Source organism: Microbacterium abyssi (genome assembly GCF_015277895.1).
GTDB lineage: Bacteria > Actinomycetota > Actinomycetes > Actinomycetales > Microbacteriaceae > Microbacterium > Microbacterium abyssi.
This window is the reverse complement of record NZ_CP063815.1, coordinates 764,194-779,125: the sequence shown is the minus strand read 5'-3', so window position 1 is coordinate 779,125 and position 14,932 is coordinate 764,194. Positions and strand designations below refer to the sequence as shown.

Genomic DNA, 14,932 nt, shown 5'->3' with positions numbered 1-14,932 from the left:
CCGTCTTCGTGAAAAGCGTGTGATCTCAGGACATCTTCGTGACCTGGTCGAACGACAGTTCGACCGGGGTCTCGCGCTCGAACAGGGAGACGAGCACGGTGAGCTTGCCGCTCTCGGGCTTGATCTCGCTGATCGAACCGGGCAGGCCCGCGAACGAGCCTTCCTTGATCGTGATGGTCTCGCCGATCTCGAAGTCGACCTCGGCCGGCACGGTCCTCGCGACGGCGACGCCGCCCTTGGACTGCACGTTCTTCGCGGTCGGGATGTCCTTGACCTCGACGAGCGCCTTGAGCATGTTGAACGCCTCTTCGAAGCGCAGCGGCGTGGGGTTGTGAGCGTTGCCCACGAAGCCGGTCACGCCCGGGGTGTGGCGGACGACCGACCAGGTGTCCTCGTTGAGCTCCATGCGCACGAGCACGTAGCCCGGGATGCGCACGCGGGTGACCATCTTGCGCTGGCCGTTCTTGATCTCGACGACGTCCTCCATCGGGACCTCGACCTGGTAGATGTCGTCCTCGACCTCGAGCGTCGACTTGCGCTGCTCGATGTTGGCCTTCACCTTGCGCTCGAAGCCGGCGTAGGAGTGGATGACGTACCACTTGCCGGGAAGCATCCGGAGGTCCATGCGGAAGGCCTCGTACGGGTCCTCCTCGGCGTCGCCCTCGGATGCCGCCTCCTCGGACGTGGCGTCATCGGATGCCGTGGCGTCCTCCTCGCCGTTCACGTCGGGGCCGTCGTAGGGTGTGACCTCGTCGGCCGCTGCGGCTTCGATGTCTGCGGCCTCTTCTTCCGCCGAGTCGTTCAGGACCTCTGCGGCAGCTTCGGTCTCTGCCGTCTCGTCCAGGTTGAGAGCGTCGTTCACGATCGCGTCGGCCTCCGGGTCGTCGATGTCGATGTCTTCCGTGCCTTCCTCGTCTGCCTCACCGTCGTCGCCTTCGATGTGGACTGCCTCGTGCTCGGCAGCGGAGGACGCCTTCTCCTCGGCGGAGAGGACGTTGCCCTCCTGCGCCTCGTCGTCCTCGCTGGACTGCTCCGCGGCGGTCGCCCAGTCGGCGTCGTCGGAATATCGTTCAGACACGTTGTTTCTTTCCATTCAGTGCGGTGGACCCGCTAGAGCGTCGCTTACTGCGGCACTCCGAAGACCTGCGCCGTCAACCACGAGAAGGCGGTGTCCAGACCGTACACGAAGGCCATCACGATCACCACGAAGACCAGCACGACTGCGGTGAACTTGAACAGCTCCTTGCGGGTCGGGGTGACGACCTTGCGCAGCTCTCCGATTACCTGGCGGAAGAACAGTGCGATCCGCCCGAAGAAGCCGAGCTTCTTCACACCGGCGGCGCCGCCTGCCGCGACGATCTCGCCGCGCGGTTCGTCCTGATCCATCCTGAATGTACCTTTCGTGTGCCAGCGTGGCGCTGACGCGCAGGGCGGACAGGAATCGAACCTGCAACCTGCGGTTTTGGAGACCGCTGCTCTGCCAATTGAGCTACCGCCCTAGAGCCCGGAAGGACCCTGGGTCTGCGTTCCCATCTCACCCGAAGGCACGAGAAAGAATGCAGACAACTGCCTGTCCAGTGTACGGCATGCCACGGGCGCGGGCGAACCGATGCGGGCCCTTCGACAGGCTCAGGGAGCAAGAGCCGCGTCAGAACAGCTGCCGCCAGTTGGCTCTGGCGAGGTCGAGCAGCTCGTCGCCGCGCCCCGACATCACGGTGCGGATGGCGTACAGCGCGAAGCCCTTGACCTGCTCCGCGCTGATGGCCGGGGGCATCGACAGTTCCTGCCGTTCGGTGACGACGTCCAGCAGCGCGGGGCCGTCGTGCGCGAGCACCTCGGCGACGGCATCCGGCAGATCCTCGCTGCGCTCGACGCGCCGCGCGAAGATGCCGAGAGCCTCGGCGACGGCCGCGAAGTTCGGATTCTCGAGGTCGGTCGCGTACGTGACGAAGCCGGCCGCCTTCATCTCGAGCTCGACGAAGTTGAGCGATGAGTTGTTCACCACGATCGTCTTGACCGGCAGATTGTTCTGGGTGAGGGTGATGAGCTCGCCGAGCATCATCGCCAGTCCCCCGTCCCCTGCGAGCGCGACGACCTGGCGATCCGGCCGCGCGGTCTGCGCGCCGATGCCGTGCAGCAGAGCGTTGGCCATCGACCCGTGCGTGAACGAGCCGATCAGCCGTCGCCGCCCGTTCATCGTGAGGTAGCGCGCAGCCCAGACTGTCGGCGATCCGACGTCCGCCGTGAAGATCGCGTCATCGGTCGCGTGCTCATCGAGAAGCCTGGCGAGATACTGTGGATGGATCGGCTTCCTGCCCTTAGCGGGGACGGCGAGTTCGTCGAGTTTGGCGCGGGTCTTGCGGTAGTGCGCGACGGCGTCGTCGAGGTGCGAGCGGTTGCTCTTCTCGGCGATTCTCGGCAGCAGCGCATCCGCCGTGGCGCGCACGTCGCCGACGAGGCCGAGATCGAGGGGATGCCGCTTGCCGAGCTGCGAGCCACGGATGTCGACCTGGATCGTCGTGGCGTCCTCAGGATAGAACTGTTCGTAGGGGAAGTCGGAGCCGAGAACGAGCAGGGTGTCGGCGGACTCCATGGCACGGTACCCCGAGGCGAATCCGAGCAGGCCGGTCATCCCGACGTCGAACGGGTTGTCGTATTCGATGAACTCCTTGCCGCGCAAGGCGTGCACGATCGGCGCTCCGAGCCTGTCGGCGAGCGCCACGACCTCGTCATGCGCCCCCTCGGCGCCGGCCCCGGCGAGGATCGTGACCTTCGTCGAAGCGTTCAGCAGCTGCGCGGCCCTCTCCAGCTCCGACGGACTCGGCACCACGACGGGACGGGCGCGCTCGATGACCGCCGCCCGGTCGTCCTTGATCTCGGCGAGGGCCACTTCGCCGGGGATCACGAGCACCGCGACACCACGCTCCTCGATGGCGGTGCGCATCGCGATCTCCAGCAGTCGCGGCATCTGAACGGGGTCGGCGACGTACTCGACGTACACGCTGCACTCCCGGAACAGCTCCTGAGGGTGCGTCTCCTGGAAGTAGCCGGTGCCGATCTCGGACGTGGGGATGTGCGCGGCGATCGCGAGCACGGGCACGCGGGAGCGCTGCGCGTCGAAGAGCCCGTTGATCAGGTGCAGGTTGCCTGGCCCGCAGGAGCCGGCGACGACGGCGAGGTCGCCGGTGATCGCGGCATCCGCGGCGGCGGCGAATGCGGCCGACTCCTCGTGACGCACGTGCAGCCAGCGGAACGTGCCGTCTTTGCGCAGCGCGTCGGTGAAGCCGTTGAGCGAGTCCCCGGGGATGCCGTAGACCCGGTCGATGTCGTTGGCGCGGAGGGTGTGGACGATGTTCTCTGCGACGGTGACCATGTCCCGACCCTAGTCCGGACGCATGTGCAGAGCGAGAGGCCCCCGGCATCCGCTTTCGCGAGCGCCAGGGGCCTCTGTCAGGTGCTGTCAGCTCATCGGGATGACGGCATACGTGAGCCAGGTGAGAAGGAACCCGGCGACGCCGAGCACGGTCGTCAGCGGCGTCCAGGTACGCAGCCCGTCCTTGACCGACAACCCGAGGTAGCGCGTGACGACCCAGAACCCGGAGTCGTTCACGTGGCTGAGGCCGAGCGCGCCGTAGCCGATCGCGACCGCGACGAGCGCGATGTGGATCGTGTCGAGGCCGAGCACGGCCACGGTCGGCAGCAGCAGGCCCGCCGTCGTGGTGATGGCGACCGTCGCCGACCCCTGCGCTGCGCGCATGATGAGCGAGATGAGGAAGGCCGCGAGCAGGATGGGCATGCCGCTGCCCGCCATGAGCTCGGCGACGGCACCGCCGATGCCGGTCTCGGTGAGGATCTTCCCGAACGCGCCACCGGCACCGGTGACGAGGATGATGACGGCGGCCGACGGCAGCGCCGACTCCATGACCTCGCCGAGCTTGGCGGGTGACCAGCCGCGACGGACGCCGAGGAAGAACATCGCCGCGGCGATCGCGACCATGAGGGCGAAGATCGGCTGCCCGATCATCGAGAGGAATCCGTTCCAGAACGTTCCGGACTCGAAGGCCGGCGCGACGGTGGTGCCGAGCATGATGAGAACCAACGGCAGCAGGATCAGCGCGAGCACGGTGAAGGCGCTCGGTGCCTTCTCGCCCTCACGGAGCCCGGCATTGATCGACGCCTTCTCGGTGCCGAAGCTGTCGAACATCTCCTTGGTGGCCTCGATCATCGCGTACTCGCGACGGTTGATGATCTTGCCGACCCAGAACGACAGCGCGGCGAGCGGGATCGAGATGATAAGCGAGAAGATCAGCACCCAGCCCATGTCGGCGCCGAGGATGGTGGCGCCCCCGACGATGCCGGGGTGCGGCGGCACGGCCACGTGCACGGCGAGCATGATGCCGGCGACGGGCAGACCGAACTTGATCGGATTGAGTCCGGCGATCTTCGAGAACGCGAAGATGATCGGCACGAGGATGATGAAGCCGGCGTCGAAGAACACCGGGATCGCGAGGATCGCTGCAGCGATGACGAGGGCGATGCCGACCCGCTTGGGTCCCAGCCACTTGGTGAACTTCCCGGCGAGCGACTCCGCTCCGCCCGAGAGCTCGATGATCTTGCCGAGCATCGAGCCGAGCGCCACCAGCACGGCGACGGATCCGAGGGTGCCGCCGACACCGGCGATGATCGCCTGGATGATGCCGAGCTGTTCCGGCGTATCCCCGCTGGCGGGGATCGTCGTCATCGGCAGGCCGGCAGCAAGACCGACGAGGATCGATACGAGGATGAGGGCGTAGAACGCCTGCATCTTGAATCGGATGATCAGCAGGAGCAGCAGCGCGAGGCCGGCGACTCCGATCGCGATCAGCGCGGGAAGAGGAAGCATCTCTGGATCTCTTCTTTCAGGTTCGAGGACGCGGGTGCGCCCTGGTTGCGGTCGGGTTCAGGAAAGACGTTCGGGAGCGATGACGCGGATCACGGCGGAGTCGTCGTGATCGCCGAGGCCCTGGGCCTCGCCGAGCAGGAACAGCTGCTCGGCGGCGTTCGCGACCGGGGTCGACAGGTGCGCGGCGCGGGCGGCGTTGCCGACGATGCCCATGTCCTTGACGAAGATGTCGAGGCGGCTGAGGACCTCGGCCCCGTCCTCGTCGTAGGCCTGCAGCGAGCGAGGACCGCGGTTGCCGAGCATGAAGGAGTTCGCCGCACCGGCGGTGAGCGCCTCGAGGGTGTTCTCCCGGTCGAGGCCCAGAGCGTCGGCGAGGGCCAGAGCCTCGGCGGCGGCCGCGATGTGCACACCGCACAGCAGCTGGTTGACGGTCTTCAGGGCCTGACCGTCGCCGGGATTGTCCCCGACGATCGACAGAGTCGAGGCGAGCTGGTCGAGCACGGGGCGCGCGACCTCGAGCGCCGAGGGAGCGGCGCCCACGACGATCAGCAGGTCGCCCTGGCCGGCACGAACGGGGCCGCCGGAGAGCGGAGCATCCACCAGCTGCGCGCCGTGCTCGGCGAGGCGTGCGGCGATGTCACCGATGCCGTCGGTGCCCACCGTGCTGGTGAGGATCACGACCGCGCCGTCGGCGAGGTGCGAGGCGAGGCCGGTCTCGCCGAAGAGGAGGTCGTTGAGCTGGCCGCCGGTGCGCACCGCGACGAGGACCGCTTGCGCGTCGGTGACGGCATCCGCGGCGGATTCCGCCGGCTGCACACCCTTCTCGGCGGCCAATGCGATGCGCTCAGCGGCGATGTCGAAGCCGCGCACCTCGAAGCGCTCGGCGAGGCGGGTGGCCATCGGGAGGCCCATTGCTCCCAGTCCGATGACGGCGACGGTGGAGGTCATTGTGTTCCTTTCAAATCTCAGTCGGCGTCGGCGAGGGTCGCGACGACGCGGGCCAGCGAGTCGGTGTCGCCGACGTTGCCGGCGAAGACGATGTACGGGATGCCGACGGCAGGGCCGGTCTGCGGCTGCCACAGCGACACGATGCCGGGCAGCATGGGTCCGAGCACGGTGGCACGGCGGATCTCGAGAGCCTCGCTGGCGACGTCGCTGGAGGTGATGCCGCCCTTGGCGATCACGAAACGGGGCGGCGCGATCGCGAGCACCCGGCGGACGAGGTCGACGACGCCGCTGGAGACCTTGCGCGCGATCTCGAGGCTCTCCTCGCCGTCCGCACCCGTGACGAGCTCGCGCGTGGTGTGCACGATCACCGATCCGGAGGCGAGCTCGGCGGCGACTGCGTGCGCCTGGGCGTCGAGGTGCACCTCGCGGCGCTCGTCGATGAGCTGGCGGACGTCGAGTTCGATCGTGACGGTGTCGGGGCGCTGCCGACGCAGCTCCTCGAGCTGGGCGGTGGTCAGCGGCACGTGGCTGCCGACGACGACCAGGCCGCCGCGGTCGTAGGCGAACGGGATGTCGGCGGCGGACACCGGCTCGGCGATGTCCTGTCCGATGTGGGCACGTACGTACGGCGGGCCGACGCGCAGCAGCACCTGGCGTTCGTGAAGGCTGTGGAGCGCGAGGGCGACGACGCGCATGTCGCTCTCGTCGACGACATCGACCGCGACCACGGTGCCCGTCGAGAGCCCGGCGAGGAAGTCGGCGACGGCATCGACGCCGGAGCGGATGATCTGGACGGTGAGTGCGGCGACCTCTTCGGCCACGATGCGCCCGTTCGTCTTCTCGGCGACCCAGTCGCGGAGGTTCGATGATGCGAAGCCGAAGGTGGCGTCCTTCGCGAACGGCGTATCCCCGACAGGGGTCGCCTCGCCGTCCGTCACCCAGTAGTGCACCGAGTCGACCGTGACGCGGCCGGCATCCGGGAATGCCGGGACGAGGAGGGTCAGCTCGGGTGCGCGGCCGCCATGGGCGACGATCTCGGTCGACAGCACGTCGGTCTCGAGCGGGAAGTGGCCGCGCAGCGTGGAGTCCCCGCGCGACACGAAGGTCACGCGACGGCCCGCCTCGGATGCCGCGGCGAGCGCGACCGCGACGACCTCGCGGTTGCGCTCGGCCGCGGTCTTCTCGTCGAGCGAGCGCGTGTTGGTGAGCACGTAGACGGCTGCGGCCCCGGTCGCGAAGGCACCGGCGAGGTCCTCCTTCTCCCAGCGGGTGAGGACCGGAAGGTTCGAGACGGACTGCGTGCCGGTCGGATCGTCGTCCAGAACGACGAGCACCCCGCGCGGATCGAGCGATGCGCGAACCTCAGCGGCGTCGATCTCGACGGGGACCGGGATGCCGGCGAGAAGCGCGTCGACGTGCACGGGAACTCCTTCGTTCAGAGGGATCTTGGTGATTCGGTGCAGGTTATCCGATATCAGATAACGAGGTTACGCCTAAATCGGCCTTCGGGCAAACGAGGCGAGGTCGCTACTCGCCCAGCACGTAGTGCAGCAGATCATCCCGCGTCTGGCGCATGTGGCTGGCCATCGCCTCGCGTGCAGTCTGGGGCGATCGCGAGCGCATCGCGTCGAGAACGGCGGCGTGCTCGACGAGAGCGTGCTCACGGATCTCGAGTACGGCGCTGGTCTCGCTCCGGGAGTCCTGCAGCATCGTGGTGAGCGGCCGGACCGATGCGACGAGGATCCGGTTATCGGCGGCGGCGAAGATGACGTCGTGGAAGGCGAGGTCGGCATCCACGAACCCGGGCACGTCCCCGTGGGCGTGTGCCGTGCGCATCTGCTCGAGCAGCTCCTCGAGCCGCGCGATGTGCTCGTCGGTGCAGCGGGGAGCCGCGAGCTCCGCGGCGCCGGTCTCGAACATCACGCGCATGTCGAGCAGGTCGAGGGACGAGCGGCGGCGAGCTCCTCCGCTGCGGGAATAGCGCACGACGGCTTCGAGGCCGGTCCACTCGTCGACGGGGGCGACCCGGTGCCGGCTGCCGGGGACCGCGACGATGACGCCCTGCGCCTGCAGCAGCCGCACGCCCTCCCGGAGCGTGAGGCGCGACACTCCGAGGAGAGCTGCGAGATCGGCTTCGGCCGGCAGGGTCTCCCCCGCCTGGAGGCGGCCGGCGATGATCGCATCGAGCAGTCCGTCCACGACGGACTGCGTGCGGGTCACTCGCTCGGGCTTCATCCCTCCAACGCTAGCGAAACGTCGCAGCCGCCGAGGCTTCGACTCGCTCCGCTCGCTCAACCCGTTTCGTCTCGCTGCGCTCGCTCAACGCCCCGCAGGGCGGAGCGCAGCACCGGCCACCCAGCACAAGGGAGCACCACCCGGCGACTCAGGCCGTGCGGATGAGCTTCTTGTTGACGAACTCGTCGGCGGCCAGAAGCCCCAGTTCACGCGAGGTGCCGCTCCGCTTGACGCCGCCGAACGGGAGCTCCGGGCTGTCGGCGAGCACGAGGTTGACGTAGACCATGCCCGCCTCGATCCGATCGGCGACTCGTTCGGCCTGCTCGGCGTCCGTGGTGAACACGTAAGACCCGAGCCCGAACGGCGTGCCGTTCGCGATGGCGACCGCATCCTCTTCATCGGCTGCGCGGTACACGACCGCCGCCGGCCCGAACAGCTCCTCGCGATACAGATCCATGTCGGCGGTGACGTCCGCCAGCACGGTCGGTGCGAAGAAGGCGCCGTCACGGGTGCCGCCGGTGAGAAGGGTCGCCCCCTGCGCGACAGCCCGGTCGATCTGCTCCTGCAGCCGCTCGGCTGCGGCGAGCGATGAGAGGGGGCCGAGCACGGTCTCCTCCTGCGCGGGGTCCTGTGCCTGCACCGCGGCGAGCGCGGCGACGAACTTCTCCGTGAACTCCTCGTAGAGGCGATCGGTGATGATGAAGCGCTTGGCGCCGTTGCACGACTGCCCGTTGTTGTCGAGCCGCGCGTCGACGGCGGCCTGCACGACGGAGTCGAGGTCATCGGCCGACAGCACGAGGAACGGGTCGGACCCGCCCAGCTCCAGCGCGACCTTCTTCAGATTGCGGCCTGCTACCTCGGCCACCGCGGCGCCCGCGCGCTCTGAGCCGGTCACCGAGACACCGTGCACGCGCGGATCCGCGATGATGTCGGCCGCCTGTTCGTTGGTCGCGTAGACGTTCACGTAGCCGCCGTCGGGGAGACCGGCATCCTGATAGATGGTCTCGAGCATCGCGGACGATTCCGGACACTGCGGAGCGTGCTTGAGGATGATCGTATTGCCGATGGCGAGGTTGGGAGCCGCGAAGCGCGCGACCTGATAGGCCGGGAAGTTCCACGGCATGATCCCCAGCAGCACTCCGAGCGGCGTGCGGCGGATCACCGCTGTGCCGTCGCCGACGATCGTCAACGGCGCATCGCCGGTGATCTGTGCGATGTTGTCCGCGTAGTACTCGACGATGTCGGCGGCGAAATCGACCTCGCCGATCGCCGCCGCGATCGGCTTGCCCATCTCCCTCACCATCACAGCGGCGAGATCGTCGCGTCGCTCGCGGTGCAGTTCGGCGATCCGGCGGATCACGGCGGCGCGGTCGGCGGGCGACGTCTTCGCCCAGACGGATGCCGCGGCATCCGCTCGTCCGATCGCCTCGTCGATCTGGGCGTCGGTGAACGTGTCGTAGGTGGCGGTCGTCTCCCCGGTGGCGGGATTGGTGACGGCGTAATCGGTCATCATCGTCCTCTCAGTCGTTCGGGATCAGGGTGTACTTGGTCGACAGGTACTCGTGGATGCCCTCGAAGCCGCCCTCGCGGCCGACGCCGGACTGCTTGACACCGCCGAACGGTGCTGCGGCGTTCGAGACCACGCCCACGTTCAGCCCCATCATGCCGGTCTCGAGCGCGTCGATCATCCGGTGCCCGCGGGCGAGGTCCTCAGTGAACACGTACGAGACCAGACCGTACTTGGTGTCGTTGGCGAGACGGACGGCGTCCTCCTCGGTCTCGAAGGTGGCGATGGCGAGCACCGGGCCGAAGATCTCCTCGCGGAGGATGTCGCTGCCCTTCGCGACGTCGGTGATGACGGTCGGCTCGAAGAAGCTGCCATCCCCCTCGATGGCGCTGCCACCTGTGCGGATGCCGGCACCGCGGTCGACGGCATCCTGAACGAGGTCGCGGGCCTTCGCGACGGCATCCGCGTCGATGAGCGGTCCGATCGCGACCTCGTCCTCGGTGCCGCGACCGATCTTCATCGCCTTCACGCGCTCGGTAACGCGGTCGGCGAAATCGCCGGCGATCGAGGAGTGCACGATGAAACGGTTCGCGGCCGTGCAGGCCTGGCCGATGTTGCGGAACTTCGCGAGCATCGCCCCGTCCACCGCCTTGTCGAGGTCGGCGTCGTCGAACACGACGAAGGGTGCGTTGCCGCCGAGTTCCATCGACACGCGCAGCACGCCCTCAGCGGCCTGGGCGATGAGCTTGCGGCCGACCTCGGTCGATCCCGTGAACGAGAGCTTGCGCAGCCGGGGATCGGCGATGATCGGCGCCGACACCTTCGACGAGGACGAGGTCTGCACCACGTTGACGACGCCGGCCGGCAGTCCCGCCTGCTCGAGGAGCTTCGTGAAGAAGATCGTCGTGAGCGGCGTCAAAGCCGGGGGTTTGATGACGACGGTGCAGCCGGCCGCAAGCGCCGGTGCGATCTTGCGGGTGGCCATCGCGAACGGGAAGTTCCACGGTGTGATGAAGAACGACGGCCCCACCGGGCGCTGCGACACGATCATCCGACCCGTGCCCTCCGGGTTCTGCCCGTACCGGCCCGAGATGCGCACGGCTTCCTCGCTGAACCAGCGCAGGAACTCGCCGCCGTAGACGACCTCGCCGCGCGACTCGGCGAGCGGCTTGCCCATCTCGAGGGTCATGAGCAGCGCGAGGTCCTCCTTGTGCTCCTGCACGAGGTCGAACGCGCGGCGCAAGATGTCGCTGCGGGTGCGCGCCGGGGTGGCCGCCCATTCGTCCTGCGCGGCCACAGCCGCATCGAGGGCGCGGATGCCGTCGGCCGGCGTCGCGTCGGCGATCGAGGCGATCACGGCGTTCGTCGCCGGGTCGCGCACCTCGAAGGTCCGCCCGCCCTCGGCATCGGTCCATTCGCCTCCGATGAACAGCCCCTTCGGGACGTTGTCGAGCAGGGCGGTCTCGTTCGCTGCGAGTGCGGTGGTCATCGATCTCTCTTTCCGTGGGGTATGAATTGTCTCTATCGGCGACGCAGGCTGGCTGGAGCATCCATAGCCAGTGTCTCCCCGCGGAAGAACGCGGGGCGCTTGATCGCCTGCCAGATCATGATGAGGATGCCGAGGACGATCACCGTGACGCCGAGGATGAAAACGAGGCCGACGCCGCCGATGTTCGATCCGCTGCCGTAGTCCGGGTTCATGCTGTCGACCAGCGTCATCACGAACAGGGCGGCGAGGATGATGCCGCCGACGAGCGGGAACAGCATGGTGAACAGGAACATGCGCGCCGAGTCGAACCACTGTTTGCGGAAGTACCAGACGCACGCGAACGCCGTGATGCCGTAGTAGAAGCAGATCATCATGCCGAGCGCGGTGATGGTGTCCCAGAGCACGTCCTCGCTCACGAATCGCATCACCGCGTAGAAGGCCGAGGCCACGATGGATGCGACGATCGTCGCGTAGCCCGGGGTGAAGAAGCGCGGGCTCACCTTGGCGAAGCTCTCCGGCAGGGCGCCGTAGTGCCCCATCGCCAGTAGTGTACGAGCCGGCGAGACGAACGTCGACTGGAGCGACGAGGCTGAACTGGTGAGCACCGCCAGCGACACCAGGAACGCCAGCGGGCCGAGGACCGGACCGGAGAGGTAGAAGAACACGTTGCTCTGGATGTCTTCGTTGCCGAGGCCCAGCTCCCCCGTGCCGATGCCGGCGAACGAGAGCAGCGAGATCGACAGCAGCAGGTACAGGACCACGATCGTGAGAACAGTGAGGGTCGCCGCGCGCCCTGGGGTCTTCTCGGGATCCTTGGTCTCCTCGTTCATCGTGAGCGTGACGTCCCACCCCCAGAAGATGAAGATCGACAGCGAGAGGCCGGCGACGACCGCGCCGACGGAGCCCACGGCGAACGGGTTGAACCAGCTGAGGTCGATCGCGCTCGCATCGAAGGCGTTGCCCTGGGCGACCTGGACGAACGCGGTGATCGAGAAGATCAGCAGCACCAGCACCTGGAATCCAACCAGGAAGTACTGCAGCCTCTGCGTGGTCTGCATGTCGCGGTAGGAGATCATCGTCGCGCCCAGCATGAACAGCAGGCACACGGCGACGTTGATGAACGGGTTGAACGCGAGCTCCGCGATCGTGCCGGGGTTGCCCGCGATCTGATCGATGAGCAGGAACAGGAATTCGACGGCGATGCCGGCGAGGTTCGAGAGCACGAGGATGGTCGCCGCGATCAACCCCCAACCCGCCATCCAGCCCACCCACGGCCCGAACGCCCGCGCCGCCCAGGTGAACGAGGTGCCGGAGTCGGGCATCGTGCGGTTCAGTTCGCGGTAGCCGAAGGCGACCAGGAGCATAGGGATGAAGCCTACGAGGATGATCGCCGGCACCTGGAAGCCCACTTCCGACACGGTCGGACCCAGGGCCGCGGTGAGTGTGTAGGCCGGGGCGATGCACGAGATGCCGATGACCACGGCGCCGATGAGGCCGACCGTCCCGGCGCTCAGGCCCTTCTGCGAGAGTCCGCCGGTGACGGGTGCCGGTTCTTCGGTGAACGGCGGAGGCGTGATGCTCATGCGAGGTCTCCTTCGACCTTGGCACCGCTGCGGGTGCGTGGCACGACGATCATGGGTACGGGCAGGACGTGCAGCATCTTCGCCGCCGTCGAACCGAGGAAGAGCCGACGCGGCTGGGCGAGCCGACTCGAGCCGACGAGGATGACCTCACCGGGCAGCCAGGACAGGTGTGAGACGGCATCCTCGACGGAATCGCCGGGAGCCTGTTCCACGGTCGCCGTGATCTCTGGGGGCAGCCCCTCACGCGCGGCGGCGAGCACGTCGTCCGCGTGGCCGCCGGCGACCACGCGGATCGCACCGGTGTCCAGGCCTGGCGGAACGTCGAACGGAACGAGCGAGACGAGCCGGAGCGGACTCGTGCTGTCCGCAGCGAGCGCCACCGCCTCGTCGAGCAGCACGTCGGCTCCCGCCCTCGTGCCGAGGGCTGCGGTGATGCGGGGCACTACCTCGTCGCCCTGGTCAGCCATCCCCGATGGCGCGAGCGCGACAGGGATCGGCGACGAGTGCAGCAGAGCGGACGCCACGCCTCCCAGTCGGTGGCGTCCCAGAATGGCGCCGGCGGCTGCGCCGACGACGATCAGGCGGGCGCCGAACTCCTCACCGGCGGCGATCAGCCCCTCGGCGAACGATTCAGCCAGGCGCACGTGACCGCTGCGGGTGAGGTCCTGCGGGAGTCGGGTCATCGCGTCTGCGAGCCACTTCTTGGCCTGACCGCGGATGAGGTCCTCGTACGCCCGCTCCGGAGGGACGACTGCGCTGCGGGTGCCCTCGGCGGGGAGGACGATCACCAGGTGCAGACGCGCGTCGAGGCTGCGGGCGAGGCGGGCGCCGAGCGCCGCGGCATCCAACCCGGCATCCGTCGCGGTGTATCCGACGACGATCGCGCCGCTCATCGCACGCCTCCCGCTGCCGCGCCGGAGCGGCTCGCTTCGACGATGTCGTCGGCCACGAGGTGCCCCATGCGGATCGCGCCGTCGACGTGCTGGTAGCCGGCACCGGCGAGGTCGCTGCATGCGAAGTGGATCGGGCCGACGGGCGTCCGGAGGTCGGCGCCGTAGCGGTGCAGACCACCCAGGTCGAAGCTGGCCGCGTAGGCGCCGCGCGTCCATTCCTCACTGCCCCAGTCGCTCTCGTAGTAGACCACGGGGTTCATCGCCTCGGGCCCGTAGTAATGCGACAGCGATTCGAGGATGCGCTGCTTGCGCTCCTCGGCCGTCAGCGTGAACAGGTCATCGGCGTTGCGATCGCTGACGAAGCCGACCAGCGTGCCGCGCTCGTCACCGTGGTTGGTGTTGTCGTAGGCCTCGTGCGAGAGCTCATACGGACTGAAAGCGGTGCCGCTGAGACCCTGTTCGCGCCAGAACGGACGGTCGTAGACGGCATGCACCTTGATGACGAACCCCATCGAGAGGTGTTGGTGAAGCTGATGCTGACGGCGCGGCATCGGCGGGACGAACGAGATCCGACTGTAGAGGACGGGGGCGTGCGCGAGGATCGCGAACCGCGCCGTCACGGTCATCTCGTCCGTAGTGGCCGTGACCCCGTCGGCTCCCCACTCCAGGGTGCGCACGGGCTGGCCGAGGAAGACATCGTCTCCGAGTCGCTCGGCGAGCCGCAGCGGCACCTGCTGCAGGCCCCCGACCACTCGTTTGTCGAGGATGAAATCGGCGTCGACGAGGTTCGAGTACGATCCGGCAGAAGCGGCCATCAGCAGTGACTGCAGCAGTGAGAAGGCGTGAGCGGGCTTGGTCAGCATCGCAGATCCCGTGGCGAAGGCGAGGTTGCGCACCGCCTCGTCGTCGTCGGTCTGGGTGCGCAGCCATGCCTCCCACGAGATCTCATCCCACTCCGCCGCATTCGGGTGCGCCCAGGGACGGTCGGGGTCGATCTCGGCGACCATGGCATCGAGTCGTTCGGTGACGTCGGCGATGATCTGCTCGGTCTCCGCCGCCACCGGGAACATCTCACCCGTGAAGCGGTGCGCCGTACCGTCGGGCCCGATGTACACGCTCTCGCCGTCGCGGTACCGGTCGAAGGTCTCGAGCCCGAGTTCCTCGATGGCCTCCTTCAGTGCATCCTGATCCGGCGACACCCACTGTCCGCCGATCTCGAGCAAGGCGCCGTCGATGACGTCGGTCCACAGCCGTCCACCGACGCGGTCGCGCGCCTCGAGAACGGCAACGGACAGCCCTGCCTTGCGCAGGTCGTTCGCGGCGGTCAGCCCCGCGGCCCCCGCGCCGACGATCAGCACCTCGCGTGTGATCTCCGTCATCTCCAACTCCTTCGTC

The 14,932-nt window shown here is 68.0% G+C and carries 12 protein-coding genes and 1 tRNA gene; all 13 read right to left on the bottom strand.

Annotated elements, in window-relative coordinates; all coding sequences use genetic code 11:
- Positions 1-25 precede the first annotated feature (25 nt).
- The 13 genes from nusG to IM776_RS03780 all read right to left on the bottom strand — a co-directional run bounded on the left by nusG (position 26) and on the right by IM776_RS03780 (position 14,916).
- Entirely contained in the window at positions 26-1,078 is a 1,053-nt protein-coding gene (nusG, locus tag IM776_RS03840) for a transcription termination/antitermination protein NusG (RefSeq protein WP_194421714.1), read from the bottom strand.
- A 44-nt stretch (positions 1,079-1,122) separates the two neighbouring features.
- Positions 1,123-1,386 (bottom strand): preprotein translocase subunit SecE, encoded by a 264-nt coding sequence (gene secE, locus IM776_RS03835; protein WP_194421713.1) that lies wholly within the window; start codon positions 1,384-1,386, stop codon positions 1,123-1,125.
- Between the two features lie 40 nt (positions 1,387-1,426).
- Positions 1,427-1,499: transfer RNA gene (locus IM776_RS03830), tRNA-Trp, on the bottom strand.
- Between the two features lie 149 nt (positions 1,500-1,648).
- Positions 1,649-3,373 carry a ubiquinone-dependent pyruvate dehydrogenase gene (poxB, locus tag IM776_RS03825; protein ID WP_194421712.1) on the bottom strand — a complete coding sequence of 575 codons (1,725 nt, stop codon included), beginning with the start codon at positions 3,371-3,373 and terminating at the stop codon, positions 1,649-1,651.
- A gap of 87 nt (positions 3,374-3,460) precedes the next feature.
- The gene (locus tag IM776_RS03820) at positions 3,461-4,882 is read right to left on the bottom strand and encodes a GntP family transporter (RefSeq protein WP_194421711.1); all 1,422 of its coding nucleotides are present in this window, start codon (positions 4,880-4,882) and stop codon (positions 3,461-3,463) included.
- A gap of 57 nt (positions 4,883-4,939) precedes the next feature.
- A complete protein-coding gene (locus IM776_RS03815) occupies positions 4,940-5,830 on the bottom strand; it encodes an NAD(P)-dependent oxidoreductase (RefSeq protein WP_194421710.1) in 891 nt (296 codons plus the stop codon).
- A 17-nt stretch (positions 5,831-5,847) separates the two neighbouring features.
- On the bottom strand, positions 5,848-7,251 hold the full coding sequence (locus IM776_RS03810; RefSeq protein WP_194421709.1) for a four-carbon acid sugar kinase family protein: 1,404 nt from the start codon (positions 7,249-7,251) through the stop codon (positions 5,848-5,850).
- Between the two features lie 106 nt (positions 7,252-7,357).
- Positions 7,358-8,065 carry a FadR/GntR family transcriptional regulator gene (locus IM776_RS03805; protein ID WP_194421708.1) on the bottom strand — a complete coding sequence of 236 codons (708 nt, stop codon included), beginning with the start codon at positions 8,063-8,065 and terminating at the stop codon, positions 7,358-7,360.
- Positions 8,066-8,213: 148 nt separating this feature from the next.
- Positions 8,214-9,575 (bottom strand): NAD-dependent succinate-semialdehyde dehydrogenase, encoded by a 1,362-nt coding sequence (locus IM776_RS03800; protein ID WP_194421707.1) that lies wholly within the window; start codon positions 9,573-9,575, stop codon positions 8,214-8,216.
- A gap of 10 nt (positions 9,576-9,585) precedes the next feature.
- Positions 9,586-11,061, bottom strand: a complete 1,476-nt coding sequence (locus tag IM776_RS03795) for an NAD-dependent succinate-semialdehyde dehydrogenase (protein ID WP_194421706.1) — start codon at positions 11,059-11,061, stop codon at positions 9,586-9,588.
- 32 nt (positions 11,062-11,093) lie between these two features.
- Entirely contained in the window at positions 11,094-12,644 is a 1,551-nt protein-coding gene (locus IM776_RS03790; protein WP_194421705.1) for an APC family permease, read from the bottom strand.
- Positions 12,641-13,537 (bottom strand): universal stress protein, encoded by an 897-nt coding sequence (locus tag IM776_RS03785; protein WP_194421704.1) that lies wholly within the window; start codon positions 13,535-13,537, stop codon positions 12,641-12,643. Before IM776_RS03785 ends, IM776_RS03790 begins: the two co-directional genes overlap by 4 nt.
- Positions 13,534-14,916 (bottom strand): flavin monoamine oxidase family protein, encoded by a 1,383-nt coding sequence (locus IM776_RS03780; protein WP_194421703.1) that lies wholly within the window; start codon positions 14,914-14,916, stop codon positions 13,534-13,536. The genes IM776_RS03785 and IM776_RS03780 overlap by 4 nt, the downstream gene beginning before the upstream one ends.
- Between the last annotated feature and the right edge of the window lie 16 nt (positions 14,917-14,932).